Origin of the sequence: Pseudomonas sp. KBW05, assembly GCF_003852405.1 — a bacterium.
GTDB lineage: Bacteria > Pseudomonadota > Gammaproteobacteria > Pseudomonadales > Pseudomonadaceae > Aquipseudomonas.
The window spans coordinates 88005-105402 of record NZ_QAJM01000010.1; the positions used below are offsets into that span (position 1 = coordinate 88005).

Below are 17398 nucleotides of genomic sequence, written 5' to 3' on the forward strand. Positions count from 1 at the left end.
CACCCAACCCGCCGTTTAGCCCTTTGCCGCCATTGACGCCTCTTGGCCAACCCTCTTATCTAGCGCCCTGAGGATTGGATCCTATCCCGGCTATTCACTGAATCGTTCTTTTCAGCCCCTGCCCGCACCCCGCGCAAAGGGCCGGAACGATTGCTGCTGGTTGCATCAAGGAGATTACTTATGACGCACACCCTGCTCACCGCGCCGACCCTGCCACAGGCCCTTCGAAACGGCATCAACGCCCTGGCTGCCGCACAGCTGCAGGTCGATATCGCGCCCTACCCCGACATGGATGAAGGCGACCTGATCGAACTGTTCTGGAACAACTGCTTTGCCGCCTCGCGCCGGGTAACCGCCTGCAAGGTCGGCACCCCCACGCACCTGCGTGTGCCGGAAAGCTTTGTGCAAGATGGCCCGGCCCAGGTCCATTACCAGGTCATGCAAGTCGGCCACGCCGCCGCCCGCTCGGCCGTGACGCGGGTGCGGGTGAAAACCAACTACCCGGGCGGGCAGCCCTCGCCACTGTACTGCGACGAAAACCTGAACCTCGCTCCCGCCAGCCTGCCCGAGACCATTCGCCGCTACGGCGTCAACGCCAGCCAGGTGCGGCGGGGCATTCCCCTGACTATCGAGCCCTACCTGAACATGACCAGCGGCGACGCCATTACCCTGCGCTGGGGCGATGTGCGCCTGGACCTGCCGAAGATCCAGGCCAGGGATGTCGGCCAGCCTGTACGGGTGTGGGTGCCCTCGACTGTGATTGTCGAAGCCGGCGACGACAGCCGTCTGGAGGTCACGTACTGCATTCTTGATCGCGTCGGCAACAATTCTCGCTGGGCGCCAGCACGCACTTTGCGCATCGCCGCCGGGGCGCCGGCCCGCCCGGCCGGGACGGCGCTGATCTATCAGCCGCGCCCTCTCGGCTCGCCCTGCGAACCTGGGTGACGGACCTTCTATGCTTATTCCAAAAATCACGTTTATTTAAATATTTAACACGCTTAGGGTATATGCACCGGACCACCGGACATCTTTGATTTTTCTGTTTTCATTTCATTGAATGCGAGGTCGGTATGGTCAGAATTACCCCGGTGCGCAACGCCAGGGCATTACGTGCAGCCAAGGAGCGGCGCTGATGTCTAACTTGGCTCAAACACCCCCCCAGAGAGATCTGGACGTCGCCCCCCTGCTGTTGCCAGCCACCGTGCTGCGCAACGACGCAGAGGCGCTGAACGCGGCCCACGCGCTGGCCCAGGCGGCACGCCTGCACGCCGCCCAGCGCGATCAGCAACGCAAACTGCCATGGGCACAGCTGGAACAATTCACCCGCAGTGGCCTGGGCAGTATTTCCATTCCCCGTGAATACGGCGGCCCGCAGGTGTCCTTCGTGACCCTGGCCGACGTATTCGCAATCATCAGCGCGGCCGACCCGGCCCTCGGCCAGATCCCGCAGAACCATTTCGGCATCCTGCACCTGCTGCAAGGCGCGGCCACCGAGCGCCAGAAAAAGCAGCTGTTCCAGAGCGTCCTCGACGGCTGGCGCATCGGCAATGGCGGCCCGGAACGCGGCACCAAGAACACCCTGGAACTCAAGGCGCGCATTACCGCCAAGGGCGACGGCTATGTGGTCAGCGGCCAGAAGTTCTACTCCACCGGCGCGCTGTTCGCCCACTGGGTGGCGATCAAGGCACTCAACGATGACGGCAAGCAGGTCATGGCGTTCGTGCGCCGGGGCACTGAGGGGCTGCGCATCGTTGACGATTGGTCGGGCTTCGGCCAGCGCACCACCGCCAGCGGCACGGTATTGCTGGATCAAGTACCGGTGGACGCCGAGTTGGTAGTGGAAAACTGGCGCATCGGCGAAACCCCGAACATCCAGGGCGCCGTCTCGCAACTGATCCAGGCCGCCATCGACGCCGGCATCGCCCGTGGTGCCCTCGACGACACCATTGCCTTCGTCCGTGAACGTTCGCGCCCGTGGATCGACGCCAAGGTCGAACGCGCCAGCGATGACCTGTATGTGATCGCCGACATCGGCAAGCTGAAGATCGAACTGCACGCCGCTGAAGCCCTGCTGCGCAAGGCCGGCCAAGTGCTGGACCAGGTCAGCGCCGCGCCGATCACCGCGCAGTCCGCCGCCCGTGCATCCATCGCCGTGGCCGAAGCCAAAGTGCTGACCACCGAAGTGTCGCTGCAGGTCAGCGAAAAGCTCTTCGAACTGGCCGGCAGCCGCGCCACCCTCGCCGAGTTCAACCTCGACCGCCACTGGCGCAACGCCCGCGTGCACACCCTGCACGACCCGGTGCGTTGGAAGTATCACGCCATCGGCGCCTATCGATTGAACGGCACGTTGCCGGCTCGTCACTCCTGGATTTAACCGACCAGAACACTTCCTCTACAAGCTTCTGGAGCACACATGACTTTCTCTGCAAACGTCGCGGTTATCACCAGCGATGAACAAGCCCTTGTTGTCGCCAGCGACCTGGCCGAAGACTTCCGCCGCGACAGCGCCCAGCGCGACCGCGAACGCCGCCTGCCCTTGCCCGAACTGGACGTGTTTTCACGCTCCGGGCTGTGGGGTATCAGCGTGCCGAAAGAGTACGGTGGCGCGGGCGTGTCCAACGTCACCCTGGCCAAGGTCATTGCGTTGATTGCCCAGGCGGATGCGTCCCTGGGCCAGATCCCGCAGAACCATTTCTACGCCCTCGAAGTGCTGCGCGTGAACGGCACGCCGGCGCAGCAACAACGACTGTACGCCGAGGTATTGGCCGGCCAGCGTTTCGGCAATGCCCTGGCCGAACTGGGCACCAAGACCGCCCACGACCGCGTCACCTCGATCACCCGCGACGGCGATGGTTTTCGCATCAGCGGCCGCAAGTTCTATTCCACCGGCGCGATCTACGCCCAACGCATCCCCACTTCGGTGGTGGATGAACACGGCGTGCAGCAACTGGCCTTCGTGCCCCGTGACAGCGACGGCCTGACGGTGATCGACGATTGGAGCGGCTTCGGCCAGCGCACCACCGGCAGCGGTTCGGTGGTGTTCGACAACGTGTGGGTCGCCGCCGCCGACGTGGTCCCGTTCCAGAGCGCCTTCGAACGCCCGACCACCGTCGGCCCCCTGGCGCAGATCCTCCACGCCGCCATCGACACCGGCATCGCCCGCGCCGCCTTTGAGGATGCGCTGCACTTCGTGCGCGCCAAGACCCGCCCGTGGATCGATTCCGGCAACGACAAAGCCACTGAAGACCCCTTGACCCTGAAAAGCTTCGGCCACCTGAGCATCCGCCTGCACGCCAGCGAAGCCTTGCTGGAACGCGCCGGCGAGTTCCTCGACCGCGCCCAGGCCGAGAGCAACGCCGACACCGTCGCCGCCGCCTCGATTGCGGTGGCCGAAGTGCGCGCCTTGAGCACCGAAATTTCCCTGGCCGCTGGCAGCACCCTGTTCGAACTGGCCGGCAGCCAGGCGACCCTGGCCGAACACGGCCTCGACCGCCACTGGCGCAACGCCCGCGTGCACACCCTGCACGACCCGGTGCGCTGGAAGTACCACGCAGTCGGCAATTACTACCTCAACGATGCAAACCCGCCACTGCGGGGGACCATCTAAATGGCCAAGAAAAAAATCCTGCTCAATGCCTTCAACATGAACTGCATCGGCCATATCAACCACGGCATGTGGACCCACCCACGGGACACCTCGACCCAGTACAAAACCATCGAGTACTGGACCGAATTGGCGCAGATCCTCGAGCGCGGGCTGTTCGACGGGCTGTTCATCGCCGATATCGTCGGCGTGTACGACGTCTATCAAAATTCCATCGACGTGCCGCTCAAAGAGTCGATCCAGCTGCCGGTGAATGACCCGTTGCTGTTGGTCTCGGCGATGGCGGCGGTGACGAAAAACCTCGGCTTCGGCCTCACTGCCAACCTCACCTACGAGCCGCCGTATCTGTTCGCGCGGCGCATGTCCACGCTGGACCACCTGAGCCGTGGCCGTGTGGGTTGGAACATCGTCACCGGCTACCTCGACAGCGCCGCCAAGGCCATGGGCCTCACCGAACAGGTCGAGCATGACCGCCGCTACGACCAGGCCGACGAGTACCTGGAGGTGCTCTACAAACTCTGGGAAGGCAGCTGGGAAGACGACGCCGTGCGCAACGACCCACAGGCGCGGGTGTATGCCCAGCCGGGCAAGGTGCACAAGGTCGAGCACCACGGCGAGTTCTATCAGGTTGAGGGCTATCACCTGTGCGAGCCGTCGCCGCAACGCACGCCAGTGCTGTTCCAGGCCGGCAGTTCGGATCGCGGTTTGCTGTTCGCCGGGCGGCACGCCGAGTGCGTGTTTATCAGTGGGCAGAACAAGGCCGCGACCAAGATCCAGGTGGACAAGGTACGCGCCAGCGCCGTCGAAGCCGGGCGCAATCCGGATGACATCAAGGTGTTCATGGGCCTCAACGTGATCGTTGGCGCCACCGAAGAGGCGGCCTGGGCCAAGCACGCCGAGTACCTCAGCTATGCCAGCGCGGAAGCCGGCGTGGCGCACTTTTCGGCGTCCACGGCGATTGATTTCTCGCAGTACGCATTGGATGAACCGATCCAGTACGTGAAGAGCAACGCGATCCAGTCGGCCACCAAAAACCTGCAAAACAACGACTGGACCCGACGCAAATTGCTCGAGCAGCACGCCCTCGGTGGGCGCTACATCACCCTGGTGGGTTCGCCTGAACAGGTGGCGGATGAGTTGGAATCGTGGATCAGCGAGACCGGGCTGGATGGGTTCAACCTGACGCGGATTGTCACGCCGGAAAGCTATGTGGATTTCATTGAGCTGGTGGTGCCGGAGTTGCAGAAGCGGGGGTCGTACAAGACCGCTTATGAGACCGGAACACTAAGGGAAAAAGTTTTCCACAACACCGCGCGCCTGCCCGAACAACACACCGGTTCCAACTACCGACACTGATCAAAAATGTGGAAATGAGCTTGTGTGGGAGCGGGCTTGCTCGCGAATGCAGTGTGTCAGTCGGCACATTCGCCAGCTGACCCAACGCTTTCGCGAGCAAGCCCGCTCCCACACAAGCCAGCTCCCACAGTGAATCCTCATTGTTTGTACCAATACCTTATGACTGGAAAATCATTATGAAAAAAACACTGCTCTCCCACCCAGTCAAAGTACTGGCCCTGGCCCTTGGCCTGTTCAGCTCGGCGGTATTCGCCAGCGACGCGCCGCTGAAAGTCGGCACCACCGCCGCTTTCGCAATACCGTTGGAAGCCGCCGTTGCCGAAGCCGGCAAGCAAGGCCTGAAAGTCGAGTTGGTGGAGTTTACCGACTGGATTGCACCCAACGTCAGCCTCGCCGCCGGTGATATCGACGTGAACTACTTCCAGCACATCCCGTTCCTGGAAAACGCCAAGGCTGCCGCCGGTTTTGACCTGGTGCCGTACGCGCCGGGGATCATCAACAACGTCGGCCTGTACTCGAAGAAATTCAAAAGCATCAACGACCTGCCCCAAGGCGCCAGCGTGGCCATCGCCAACGACCCGATCAACAGCGGGCGCGGCCTGCAATTGCTGGCCAAGGCGGGGCTGATTACCCTCAAGCCGGGCGTGGGCTACAAGGCCACCGAAGAAGACATCGTCAGCAACCCGAAAAAGATCAAGATCCTCCAGGTCGAGGCCGTGCAACTGGTGCGCGCCTATGACGACGCCGATCTGGTGCAGGGCTACCCGGCCTATATCCGCCTGTCCAAGACCTTCGATGCCGAGTCGGCGCTGCTGTTCGACGGCCTCGACCACCCGGAATACGTGATCCAGTTCGTCACCCAGCCCAAAGGCACCACCGATCCACGGGTGATCAAGTTCGTCGATATCTACCAGCACTCGCCGGTGGTGCGCGCCGCGTTGGACAAGTCCCTGGGCAAGCTCTACCAAGTCGGCTGGGAAGCTAAAAAATGACCGCTGCCCACTTCCAACTGCGCGACCTGGGCACACCGCCCAGGGACGCCGAGCAGACCGAACTGCACCCCGACCTGAACCGCGCCCATGTGCGCTTTATCAACCTGGGCAAGAGCTACGACGGCAAGGTGCATGCCCTGCAAGGCATCGACCTGGCGATCCAGCGCGGTGAAGTGTTCGGCATCATCGGCCGCAGCGGCGCCGGCAAATCCTCGTTGATCCGCACCATCAACCGCCTGGAACAACCCAGCACCGGGCGGGTGCTGATCGATCAGGTGGACATCGGCGACTTCGACGAAGACCGCCTGGTGGCGCTGCGTCGGCGCATCGGCATGATCTTCCAGCACTTCAATCTGATGTCGGCCAAAACCGTGTGGCAGAACGTCGAGCTACCGCTGAAAGTGGCCGGCGTGCCCAAGCCGCAGCGTGAGCAGAAAGTGCGCGAGCTGCTGGAGTTGGTGGGTTTGCAGGACAAGCACAACGCGTATCCGGCGCAGTTGTCCGGTGGGCAGAAACAGCGCGTGGGCATTGCCCGCTCGCTGGTGCACGATCCCGAGATTCTACTGTGCGACGAGGCCACGTCGGCTCTCGACCCGGAAACCACCCAGTCGATCCTCGGCCTGCTGCGCGAGATCAACCGGCGCCTGGGCCTGACCATCGTGCTGATCACCCACGAGATGGCGGTAATCCGCGAGATTTGCGACCGCGTGGTGGTGCTGGAACACGGTCACATCGTCGAGCAAGGCCCGGTGTGGCAGGTGTTTGGCGACCCGCAACATGAGGTCAGCAAAACCCTGCTGGCTCCCCTGCAACACGGCTTGCCGGAGGAACTGCAAAGCCGTTTGCAGGCCACTTCGACGTCGGCCGAGGCGGCGGTGGTGCTGCGATTGCAGTTCACCGGCGCAGGCACCGACGAGCCGGACCTGGCCGCGCTGTTCAGCGCCCTCGGCGGGCGCGTGCGCTTGCTGCAAGGCGGCGTGGAGCGCATCCAGGGCCATGCCTTGGGGCAATTGCTGCTGGCGGTGAGTGGTTCGTCCCACAGTGCCGATGAATTGCGCAAGCGCGCCGGCAATTGGGCACAACAGGTGGAGGTGCTGGGCTATGTGGTTTGATCGTTTATTACAGGGCGCCATCGATACCTTGTTGATGGTCGGTGTGTCGTCGCTGATCGCGTTACTGGTGGGGATTCCGCTGGCGGTGTTCCTGGTCACCAGCGACAAGGGCGGCATCTACCAGGCACCGGCGCTGAACCGCGTGCTGGGGGCGTTCGTCAATCTGTTCCGCTCGATTCCGTTTCTGATCCTGATGGTGGCGCTGATCCCGTTCACCCGGCTGATCGTCGGCACCACCTACGGTGTGTGGGCAGCGGTGGTGCCGCTGACCATCGCGGCTACGCCGTTCTTTGCGCGGATTGCCGAGGTGAGCCTGCGCGAGGTCGATCAGGGTTTGATCGAAGCCGCCCAGGCCATGGGCTGCCGACGCTGGCACATCATCTGGCACGTGCTGTTGCCGGAAGCGCTGCCGGGGATTGTCGGCGGGTTCACCATCACGTTGGTGACGATGATCAACTCGTCGGCCATGGCCGGTGCGATTGGCGCCGGTGGCTTGGGCGACATTGCCTACCGCTACGGCTATCAGCGCTTTGATACGCAGATCATGCTGACCGTGATCGTGCTGCTGGTGGTGCTGGTGGCGTTCATCCAGCTCGGCGGCGATCGGTTGGCGCGGGTGCTGAACAAGCGCTGAGGTATAGTCGGGGCATCTCCGCACTCGGTATCGCCCGCTATGTCCCTCAAGCCCGACGACCTCGACCAGATCACCTCCACCACCCTCGGCCACTACAACAAAGTGGCCGAGGACTTCCGTGCAGGCACCCGCGACCACGATGTGAGCCAGAACATCGACGCGCTGCTGCGCCACATCCAGGGCGCGGCGCCGTTTACCGTACTGGATTTCGGCTGCGGCCCGGGGCGCGATTTGCAGACCTTCACGCGCATGGGGCATATCGCCGTGGGCCTGGACGGCTCGGAGCGCTTTGCGCAGATGGCCCGGGAAGACAGCGGGTGTGAGGTATTGCAGCAGGACTTCCTCAAGCTGGACCTGCCGGCTGAACGCTTCGACGGGATCTTTGCCAATGCGGTGCTGTTTCATATTCCCAAGCAGGAACTGCCGCGAGTGCTCAAGCAGCTGCATGGGGCGCTGAAGGCCGGGGGCGTGTTGTTCAGTTCCAACCCTCGGGGTGAGAACCAGGAGGGGTGGAATGGGCCACGGTATGGGTCTTATCACGATCTTGAGGCTTGGCAGGCATTGCTGGCTGAGGCTGGGTTTGTGGAGTTGGAGCATTACTACCGGCCGGCGGGGTTGCCGCGGGAGCAGCAGCCTTGGTTGGCCAGTGTGTGGCGCAAGCTTTAGCGCTGTCTGGTCTGACGTCTTCGCGAGCAAGCCCGCTCCCACATTTGAAGGCATTCCAAAGTTGGAACTCGGTCAAATGTGGGAGCGGGCTTGCTCGCGAAGGTCTCAAAGACACAGCTAATCGACCTGATACACCACCGGTTTCTCACCCGCCACCAACGCCGTAACGCTGCGCGCGGCATACCCCTCTCTTGGGACCGCAGCAAAATTCGCCACCAACCGCGTGCCATCGGCAAAGGTGGTTTCCTGCACCAACCGATCCACCGTCAGCCACCGAAATCCGGTCATCGCCTGCGTTGCCAAGCGCTGGTGCAACGGCCGGAAAAACCGATCCTGGCGCTCCATCACCGGTAACCGCTGCTTAACCGTCGCAGCACTCAAGTGATACAGCGGCGGCACGTTGTAGAGCAGTTGCGCCAGCTCATTCTCAACCCGCACATTGCTCAGCTTGAGACTGTCGAACAGCCAGTGATGGGTGGTAATCACCGACCCATGGAACACCGCCTGATACAGCGGCAAACGCATGCTTGGCTCGAAATGAATCGTGCGAAACGGCTCGTTCAGCGGCACCGCCTTGAAGAACACCGCAGGCTGCTCCGGCGGGTACCAGTTGCCCACGTAATGCGGCGATTGCTTGTCCTTCGTCATCGCCTGGTCACTCCAGCCAATCACTGGCGTCTGCATGCCGTGGGCGAACAGGATGCCCTGGGCGGTGATCGCGTTGCCGTCCTCGGAACCGGTCGGCAACTGGCGTGCGGTATTGAGCCAGCGGGACGCATCGATATTGCCTTCGGCGTTTTGCGCCTGGGTCATGGGGGCACCGTCGCGGTAGCTGTCGAAGACCATGCTGGTGGCATAGGCATCGAGGAACCAGGCGTTGAAACCCGCCTTGGCCTGCACAGCCTGTACCCGCGCCTCCAACAAGGGCCGCACACAGCGCGGATCGGTGTAGTGGCCGGATTGCTGGAAGCCGGTTTTCAGTTTGCCGGTTTGCAACACTATTGCGCAGTCACGATAGGCCCGAGAGCCAAGATGGGCGGTGGTCCAGTCGGGGTTTTCGCTGGCGGACAAGGCGGTCTCATAGGAGTCGTAGGGCGCCATCAGGAAACCGGCGTCCACTCCGGTGCGAATCGCCTCGGGGTGCCACAGGCCGCCTTCCCAGCCTTCGCCCAGGGTCACCAGCAAGCGTGGCAGACCTGCACGGCTCAACGCTTGGATCGTCTGGCTGCCCCACGTGCCAGGGGTGTCGCGCAGTGCTCCGGCAAATGCGCCGGCCAGTTCACTGCGAAGCTCGCCATAGCGCGCAGCGAGGCGCGTCATGTCGGGCGCGTCCACCTGCCAGCTCTGCCGGGCTTTTTTGTTGATCGCCGCGTTGAGCCCACGCAGCAACACCGTCTGTTCATAGCGATTGAGCGGCGTGGCCTGTGCCAAGACTTTCGTCGCTTCCTTGTCCAGCAGCCCCTTGAGTTCATGGGTGCGCAGTCGCTTGAGCAGCAGCGGCCAGTCCCGCACATCATCCAGGGCCAGCAGATCATTGCCCCACAGATAAACGTGGCTGGCCCCCAGCAGTTTCTCGCCCTCGGGTGTCTGCTGCAACTTATCCGCAAGTGGCTCATAACGGCCCTGCTCAACCAGCCATTGGCGATAGCGTTTGGCACCCGCCAAGGGGTCGGCATCGCCCAAATGCAGCAACAGGGTCATGGGCGCGGCGGGATCAAGTGCGGTGAATTCATGGGTCACCGACAACGCCTGGTCCGCCTGCCAGCGCAAGCGGTTGTTGTAGGGGTTGGTCAGCAACCAGTTCAAGGTAAAGCCGCCGTGGTCCATGCCCCACAACGGCAGGCTGATGTCCTGGGTGGTGTTGATGTCGCCCTGCTCCAGCAGAAAGGCTTTCCACACGGCATTGTCGGCAGGCACGTAATGCCCTTCGGCCAATGGCCAGATCAAGCCCTTGCCCAAGGCGCTGCCGGGTTGTTGAAGGAGCGCCACGTCACCCGGTTCGTGCGCCGTGATGACGAATGTCAGGTCGCGTTGCGCGAGGTTGGCCGTCACGCGCAAAGTTCCCCACTGCCAACTGGCTTGTTGGGCGTTCTGCACGAGTTCGCTGACTGCGCGCGCGGCAACGCCGCTGGAGGCCTGCACCGGCGCCTGGCCGTTGGGCGTGACGCGGATGGCGAGGGTGGCGGGGTCGAGTTCGACGCGCCACAGCGGGTTTTCGAGGACGGTGCTGGCAAGGGTCAGCGGGGAGATGAGGAATGTGCAGAGCAGTAAAAGATGGCGATGCCAGTTCATAGCGTTCGACCGGGTGGGGTGGAGGTTGGGAGGGTAGAACACTCTGCTGCCTGACAGGGCAGTGATAGATGTTTCGGGAGGTTTCTTACACCCCCCCAGCACTGTGGAGATCCAAATGTGGGAGCGGGCTTGCCCGCGAATGCAGTGTGTCATTCAACCCATCAGGCGTCTGATACACCGCTTTCGCGAGCAAGCCCGCTCCCACAGGTTTGATCTTCATTTTTTCTGGTTAACCGCGTTGCTCAGCCTTTGGCTCGCGGATCTTGTACCAAGCCACATACAGCGCCGGCAGGAACAACAGCGTCAACAACGTGGCAATGATGATCCCGCCAATCATCGCGTACGCCATCGGCCCCCAGAACACTTCGCGGGCGATGGGGATCATGCCCAGGCTCGCCGCTGCCGCCGTCAGCAAGATCGGCCGGCGCCGGTGCTCGGTGGCTTGCACCACCGCATCCCACGGTGAATAACCGGCCACTTCGTACTCGTCGATCTGCGTCACCAGGATCACCGAGTTGCGGATGATGATGCCGATCAGCGCGAGGATGCCAAGGATCGCCACAAAGCCCATGGGCGTGCCCGTGGGGATCAGCGCCAGCACCACGCCAATCAGCCCCAGCGGCGCAACACTCGCCACCAGGAACATCTTCTGCACGCTATGCAGCTGGATCATCAGGAACGTCGCCATCAGGAACAGCATCAACGGCACCACGCTGGCAATCGGGCCTTGGGCCTTGCCGCTTTCTTCCACGGTGCCGCCGGTGGCGACCTTGTAGCCCACCGGTAAACCGGCGTTGAACTTGTCGATGGTCGGCGCCAGCTGTTTGACCAGATCGGTGGGCTGCATCTCATCTCGCACTGACGCCTTGACCGTGATGGTCGGCTTGCGGTCGCGACGCCAGACCAGCGGCTGTTCCAACTCATAGCGCACCGTGGCGAACGCCAGCAGCGGGATCGACGTGCCGTTGGGCGTGACGATCTGCAGGTTCTGCAAGGTTTCCGGCGTGCCGCGCTCGGCGTCTTCGGCGCGGCCGACCACGTTGATCAGGTAGATATCGTCGTGCACTTGGGTCACCGAGGCGCCGCTGACCACGCTGTTCATCAACTGCGCGACGTCTTCCGACGACAACCCCAGCTGCCGCGCCTTGTCCTGGGCGATGTCCACCCGCAGCACTTTGCCGGGCTCGTTCCAGTCGTAGATGATCTCGCCCAGGTGGGTGTTCTGGTCCAGCAACGTGGCCAGTTCGATCGCATGTTTGCGCACCTGGTCGATGTCCTTGCCGGACACCCGATACTGGATCGGCCGCCCCACCGGCGGGCCCATTTCCAACGGCTGCACATAGCTGCCGATGCCGACGAAGTCATCGCGCAGGCGCTTTTGCAGGCGCTTGATCAACTCGCCGCGTTCTTCCAGGCCTTTGCTGACGATCACCAGCTGTGCGTAGTAGGGGTTTTCCAGTTGCTGGTCCAGCGGCAGGTAGAAACGGATCGCGCCCTGGCCGATATAGGTGCTCCAGCGTGCGATGTCCGGGTCGTCCTTGATGATCGCTTCAAGGCGGTCCACGGCCTTGCGCGTCTCGTTGATCGAGGCGTTTTGTGGCAGGTTCAGGTCCACCAGGATTTCCGGGCGGTCCGACGACGGGAAGAACTGGTTCTGCACGAACTGCATCGAGAACACCGACGCCACAAACAACGCCACGGTAATGCCGATGGCCCACCAGCGGTTGCGCATGGCCCAGAGCATGCCGCCGTTGAACGCGCGACCGATGCGCCCAGGCTCGGCATCGTGGGGTTTGACCTTGGCGCTGAGGATATGCACGCCAATCACCGGCGCAAACAGCACCGCCACCACCCACGACACCAACATCGCCACGGCGATCACGGCAAACAGGGTGAAGGTGTATTCGCCCGCAGAACTGGCGTTGAGGCCAATCGGCACAAAGCCCGCCACCGTCACCAGCGTACCGGTGAGCATCGGGAACGCCGTGGACGTATAGGCGTAGGTCGCCGCCTGTTCCTTGGTTTCGCCTTTTTCCAGGCGCGTGATCATCATCTCCACGGTGATCATCGCGTCGTCCACCAACAGGCCGAGGGCGATGATCAACGCGCCCAGCGACACCCGCTGCATGGTGATGCCGCTGTATTCCATGAACACGAACACCAGCGCCAGCACCAGCGGGATCGAGCACGCCACCACCAGCCCGGCACGCATACCGAGGCTGATAAAGCTCACCACCAGCACGATAATCACCGCCTCAAACAGCGCGCTGGTGAAGCCGCCGACGGCCTCTTCCACCACTTCCGCCTGGTCGGACACCTTGTGCACACCAACGCCCACCGGCAGGTCGGCGGTCAGTTCGTCCATGCGCTCATGCAGGGCCTTGCCGAACGCCTGGATATTGCCGCCCTTCTGCATGGCAATGGCCAAGCCAATCGCCGGCGTGCCGTTGAAACGGAACATCGGCCGCGCCGGGTCGACGTAGCCACGGCTGATCTCGGCAATGTCAGCCAGCCGATAGAAACGGTCATTGAGCCGCAGGTTGACGTCGGCCAGGTCTTTTTCCGAGGCGAACTGCCCGGACGTGCGCACCGAAATCCTCTCCGGCCCGGCCTCGATCACCCCGGCAGGCGTCACCGCGTTCTGCGATTGCAGGCTTTGCACGACCTGGCGCTGATCAATGCCCAGCGCGGCCAGTTTGCGTGTGGAGAAGTTCAGGTAAATCACTTCGTCCTGCTGGCCGATCATCTCGACCTTGCCCAGCCCCGGCACCGAACGGATCTCGGCGCGCACCTGCTCCACGTAGTCGCGCAACTGGCGCATCGACAGGCCGTCGCCGGTAAAGGCGTACACCGAGCCGAACACGTCACCGAACTCATCGTTGAACGACGGCCCCTGCAACCCCTGGGGGAAGCTGCCGCGAATATCGTCGATCTTCTTGTGCACCAGGTACCAGATGTGGGGGATGTCCTTGGCGCTGGTGGTGTCCTTCAAGAACACAAACACCGTGGACTCACCGGGCCGGGTGTAGCTTTTCACGTAGTCGAGGGAGTCCAGCTCTTCGAGTTTTTTCTCGATGCGGTCGGTGACCTGCTTGAGGGTTTCTTCCTGGGTCGCACCGGGCCAGCGGGTCTGGATCACCATGGTCTTGATGGTGAAGGACGGATCTTCCTCGCGGCCCAGGTTCATGTAGGAGAACACGCCCATCAGCAGCGCGACGAACATCAGGTACCAGACGAAGGACTGATGCTTGAGGGCCCAGTCGGATAAGTTGAAGCTGCCTTTCATCGCGGGCTGTCCTCGTCGATTTTGACTGTCTGCCCGGGTTTCAGGCTGTTCACGCCGGCGGTGACGATGCGCTCGCCGGGTTTGACGCCGCCGTTGAGCACGGCGCTGCTGGCGTCACGGCTGATGACGGTGATGTCACGCGGTTGCACGGTGCGGCTTTGGGGGTCGAGCAGCCAGATGCGGGTCTTGCCATCGACCTCCTGCAACGCGCTCAGCGGTACTTCGATGCGCGGCGCGATGGCGGTGCTCAGGGTCACGCTGATCGCCGTGCCCAGGCGGAAGGCTGGCGGCGTCTCGGCCAGGGTCAGGCGCGCACGACGGGTGCGTGTGGCGCTTTGGGCCTGGGGTTCGATCTCGCGCACGATGGCGGTGGTGTGCACGTTCGGGTCGAGTTGCCCGGCGACCAGGAACACCACGTCGGGTGGCAGCCGTTCGGCGAGCCCGGCCGGTAGGTCGATCACCGCTTCCTTGATGTCCGGGCGGGCCAGGGTCACCACTTGCTGGCCGGCGCTGACCACCTGGCCGGCTTCGGCATTCCAGGCAGTGACGATGCCGGCGTGGTCGGTGCGCAGTTCGGCGTAGTTGAGCTGGTCCTTGGCCTGGTTGACCGCCGCCTGGGCCTGGTCGAGGGAGGCCTGGGTGGTTTTCAGGTCGGTCTGGGCCACATCCAGCTGGGCCTGGGCGCCGACGCCACGGTTGAACAGTTCCTGCTGGCGGCGCGCGTTGGCCTGGGCGTTGATGAATTGCGCCTGGACCTTGGCCAGGTCGCCCTGCGCCGCGCGCAGCTGGTTTTGTTGATCGGTGGGGTCGAGCACCGCGAGCAAGGCGCCCTGCTCCACTTCGGCGCCCACATCCACGGCACGCCGGGCGATGCGCCCGGGCACGCGGAAACCCAGGTTGCTTTCATAGCGCGCCTGGATCGTGCCGGCGAAGCGGCCGAGGTTGGCCTGGTCCTCCGCTTTCACTTCCATGGACAACACCGGACGCACTTGTTCGGGCGGCGCCTCTTCCTTCGAGCAGGCCGCGAGCAACAGGCTGGCGGTGAGCAAAACCGTCAGGCGCTTCATGGCTGGGCTCCTTGTTGGGCAATCTCGACCAGCATGCCGGGGTGCAGCAATTGCCCACCGGCCACCACGACCTTTTCGCCGCCCTTGAGGCCATCACTGATGATGACTTTGCCGGTGAGGTAACGCGCCACGCTGACCTTGTGCAACTGCGCCTTGCCGTCGCCGTCGATCAACCACACGGCGGGCTCGTTGAGGTCTTTGGTCAGGGCCGACCAGGGCAGCTCGATGCTCGGTTTGGCCGGGCCATTGGCGGTGGCGCTGACCACCGAGCCCAGTCGCATGCCCTTGGGCAACGCCTCCAGGGCAATCTTCACCTGCACGGTGCCGGTGTTGGCGGCCACAGCCGGGGTGACTTCGCGGACCTTGCCTTGGGCCTTGATGCTGGGGTTATCCAGCAGGCTCACGGTAATCGGCGCGTCGGGCGGCGGCTCCACCAGCAGCGATTCATAGACGTTGAACACTGCATCGCGCTCGCCGTCCTGGGCCAGGCTGAAGATCGGCACGGTGGCCTGCACCACCTGGCCCACTTCGGCCTGGCGCGCAGTAATCACACCGGGCGCGTCGGCAATCAATGCGGTGTAGCCCAGTTGTTCGCGGGCGTTAGCCAATTGAGCCTGGGCGGCGACCAGGGCGCTTTGGCTGCTGCGCAGCGCGGCCTGGGCGGCGTCGTATTCGCTGCGGCTGGTGTAGCCCTTGGGCAGGAGTTTTTCCTGGCGCACAAAGGCTGCCGCCGTTTGTTTGACCCGCGCCTGCTCGGCCACGACCTGGGCCAGGGCGGAATCGACGTTGGTCTGCAAATCCTTGGGGTCGAGCTTGGCCAGCACTTGCTTGGCGCTGACGCGGTCGCCCACATCGACCATGCGCTGGATGATCTTGCCACCCACGCGGAACGACAGGTCGGTTTGCACGCGGGCCTGGATGTCGCCGGTGAGGGTGACCGCCGCGGCGAAATCCGCCGGTTGCACGGTCTGCACAAAGACCCGTGAATGCTGCTTGGGCTCGGCTTTTTCCTGACCACAACCGCTGAGTAGCGCCAGTAGGCCAAGTCCGAAAATACAGGTGGAAATACGACCGCCCATGCAGGCTCCTTTTGCGTGATGCCGACTTGCCAGTGTGTATGCGACTGTGAGCTTAGTTCAGGGTTCCTTATCTGCATGGAGGCTCCCATACTCCGAGGGTTCCCACACCGATTGAATACCCATGCTCAAGACCCTCGCGGTGGCCAATTACCGCTCGATCAATAAATTGGTGGTGCCCCTGGGCCGGCTGAACCTGGTGACCGGTCCCAATGGCAGCGGCAAATCCAACCTGTACCGCGCCTTGCGCCTGCTGGCGGAAACCGCCCAGGGCGGGGTGATCAATGCACTGGCCCGTGAGGGCGGGCTGGATTCGACCTTCTGGGCCGGGCCGGAAACCATCAGCCGGCGCATGCACAAGGGCGAGGTGCCGATTGAGTCCACCGTGCGCCAAGGCGTCAAGCGCCTGCGCCTGGGCTTTGCCGGTGAAGATTTCAGCTACGCCATTTCCCTGGGGCTGCCCGAACCCAGCGAGTCGTTTTTCGCCCTCGACCCGGAGGTGAAAAAAGAGTGCATCTGGGCCGGCCATATCTACCGCCCGTCCAGCCTGCTGGTGCAACGTTCCGGGCCGATGGTGCGTGCCCGCGACGGTCGCCAGTGGGATGTACTGGCCCAACACACGCCGAATTATCACAGCCTGTTCGATCAGGTCGGCAGCCTGCGCGGCTCGCCGGAAGTGCTGTTGCTGCGCGAAAGCATTCGCGGTTGGCGCTTTTATGATCACTTTCGCAGCGATGTAGACGCGCCGGTGCGTCAACCGCAACTGGGCACACGCACGCCGGTGTTGCATCACGACGGGCGCGACTTGGCGGCGGCGTTGCAGACCATCCGCGAAATCGGCGACCCCGAGGCGTTGCAGCGCGCGGTCAGCGATGCGTTTCCCGGCGCCCGCTTGAACATCCAGCCGTTGCAGGGTGGGCGCTTTGCAATCGAGTTTTATCAGGAAGGTTTGCTGCGGCCGTTGTCGGCGGCGGAGTTGTCCGACGGCACCTTGCGTTATCTGCTGCTGATCGCGGCGCTGCTGACGCCACGGCCACCGACCATGATGGTGCTGAACGAGCCGGAAACCAGCTTGCACCCGGATCTGTTGCCGGCGTTGGCGCGCTTGATTATCCAGGCATCCCGGCAGTGCCAGGTGTGGGTGGTGTCCCATGCCAGCCGGTTGATTGCGGCGTTGCAGCAGGATGAAGGGTGCAATTCGATTGTGCTGGAGAAGGTGTTGGGGGAGACGCGGATGGTGGGGCAAGGGATTTTGGATGCGCCGGCGTGGCACTGGCCGGAATAGTCGGTGACTGGGAGGGCCTCTTCGCGAG

The 17398-nt window shown here is 63.2% G+C and carries 13 protein-coding genes; 9 read left to right on the top strand and 4 right to left on the bottom strand.

Annotated features, from left to right (window positions below; genetic code table 11):
- Nucleotides 1-180 precede the first annotated feature (180 nt).
- The 8 genes from DBR46_RS11145 to DBR46_RS11180 all read left to right on the top strand — a co-directional run bounded on the left by DBR46_RS11145 (nt 181) and on the right by DBR46_RS11180 (nt 8364).
- Nucleotides 181-945, top strand: a complete 765-nt coding sequence (locus DBR46_RS11145; RefSeq protein ID WP_124526221.1) for a hypothetical protein — start codon at nt 181-183, stop codon at nt 943-945.
- 187 nt (nt 946-1132) lie between these two features.
- On the top strand, nt 1133-2374 hold the full coding sequence (locus DBR46_RS11150) for an SfnB family sulfur acquisition oxidoreductase (protein ID WP_124526222.1): 1242 nt from the start codon (nt 1133-1135) through the stop codon (nt 2372-2374).
- A gap of 39 nt (nt 2375-2413) precedes the next feature.
- A complete protein-coding gene (locus DBR46_RS11155; RefSeq protein ID WP_124526223.1) occupies nt 2414-3607 on the top strand; it encodes an SfnB family sulfur acquisition oxidoreductase in 1194 nt (397 codons plus the stop codon).
- Nucleotides 3608-4960 (top strand): LLM class flavin-dependent oxidoreductase, encoded by a 1353-nt coding sequence (locus tag DBR46_RS11160; RefSeq protein WP_124526224.1) that lies wholly within the window; start codon nt 3608-3610, stop codon nt 4958-4960.
- A 176-nt stretch (nt 4961-5136) separates the two neighbouring features.
- Complete coding sequence (locus DBR46_RS11165; RefSeq protein ID WP_124526225.1) at nt 5137-5952, top strand: MetQ/NlpA family ABC transporter substrate-binding protein; 816 nt, start codon at nt 5137-5139, stop codon at nt 5950-5952.
- On the top strand, nt 5949-7064 hold the full coding sequence (locus DBR46_RS11170; RefSeq protein ID WP_124526226.1) for a methionine ABC transporter ATP-binding protein: 1116 nt from the start codon (nt 5949-5951) through the stop codon (nt 7062-7064). The genes DBR46_RS11165 and DBR46_RS11170 overlap by 4 nt, the downstream gene beginning before the upstream one ends.
- Nucleotides 7054-7698, top strand: a complete 645-nt coding sequence (locus DBR46_RS11175; RefSeq protein WP_124526227.1) for a methionine ABC transporter permease — start codon at nt 7054-7056, stop codon at nt 7696-7698. The genes DBR46_RS11170 and DBR46_RS11175 overlap by 11 nt, the downstream gene beginning before the upstream one ends.
- Nucleotides 7699-7737: 39 nt before the next feature.
- Nucleotides 7738-8364: a bifunctional 2-polyprenyl-6-hydroxyphenol methylase/3-demethylubiquinol 3-O-methyltransferase UbiG gene (locus DBR46_RS11180; protein WP_124526228.1), complete on the top strand. Its 627-nt coding sequence runs from the start codon at nt 7738-7740 to the stop codon at nt 8362-8364.
- Nucleotides 8365-8481: 117 nt separating this feature from the next.
- Here DBR46_RS11180 and DBR46_RS11185 read toward each other — a convergent pair whose 3' ends face one another.
- The 4 genes from DBR46_RS11185 to DBR46_RS11200 form a co-directional block, all read right to left on the bottom strand.
- Nucleotides 8482-10656: a glycoside hydrolase gene (locus DBR46_RS11185; RefSeq protein ID WP_124526229.1), complete on the bottom strand. Its 2175-nt coding sequence runs from the start codon at nt 10654-10656 to the stop codon at nt 8482-8484.
- Nucleotides 10657-10885: 229 nt separating this feature from the next.
- Nucleotides 10886-13942: an efflux RND transporter permease subunit gene (locus tag DBR46_RS11190; RefSeq protein WP_124526230.1), complete on the bottom strand. Its 3057-nt coding sequence runs from the start codon at nt 13940-13942 to the stop codon at nt 10886-10888.
- A complete protein-coding gene (locus DBR46_RS11195) occupies nt 13939-15009 on the bottom strand; it encodes an efflux RND transporter periplasmic adaptor subunit (RefSeq protein WP_124526231.1) in 1071 nt (356 codons plus the stop codon). Before DBR46_RS11195 ends, DBR46_RS11190 begins: the two co-directional genes overlap by 4 nt.
- On the bottom strand, nt 15006-16088 hold the full coding sequence (locus tag DBR46_RS11200; protein ID WP_124526232.1) for an efflux RND transporter periplasmic adaptor subunit: 1083 nt from the start codon (nt 16086-16088) through the stop codon (nt 15006-15008). The genes DBR46_RS11195 and DBR46_RS11200 overlap by 4 nt, the downstream gene beginning before the upstream one ends.
- 121 nt (nt 16089-16209) lie before the next feature.
- On the opposite strand from DBR46_RS11200, the gene DBR46_RS11205 reads away from it, so the two are divergent.
- Entirely contained in the window at nt 16210-17370 is a 1161-nt protein-coding gene (locus DBR46_RS11205) for an AAA family ATPase (RefSeq protein ID WP_124526233.1), read from the top strand.
- Nucleotides 17371-17398: the final 28 nt, after the last annotated feature.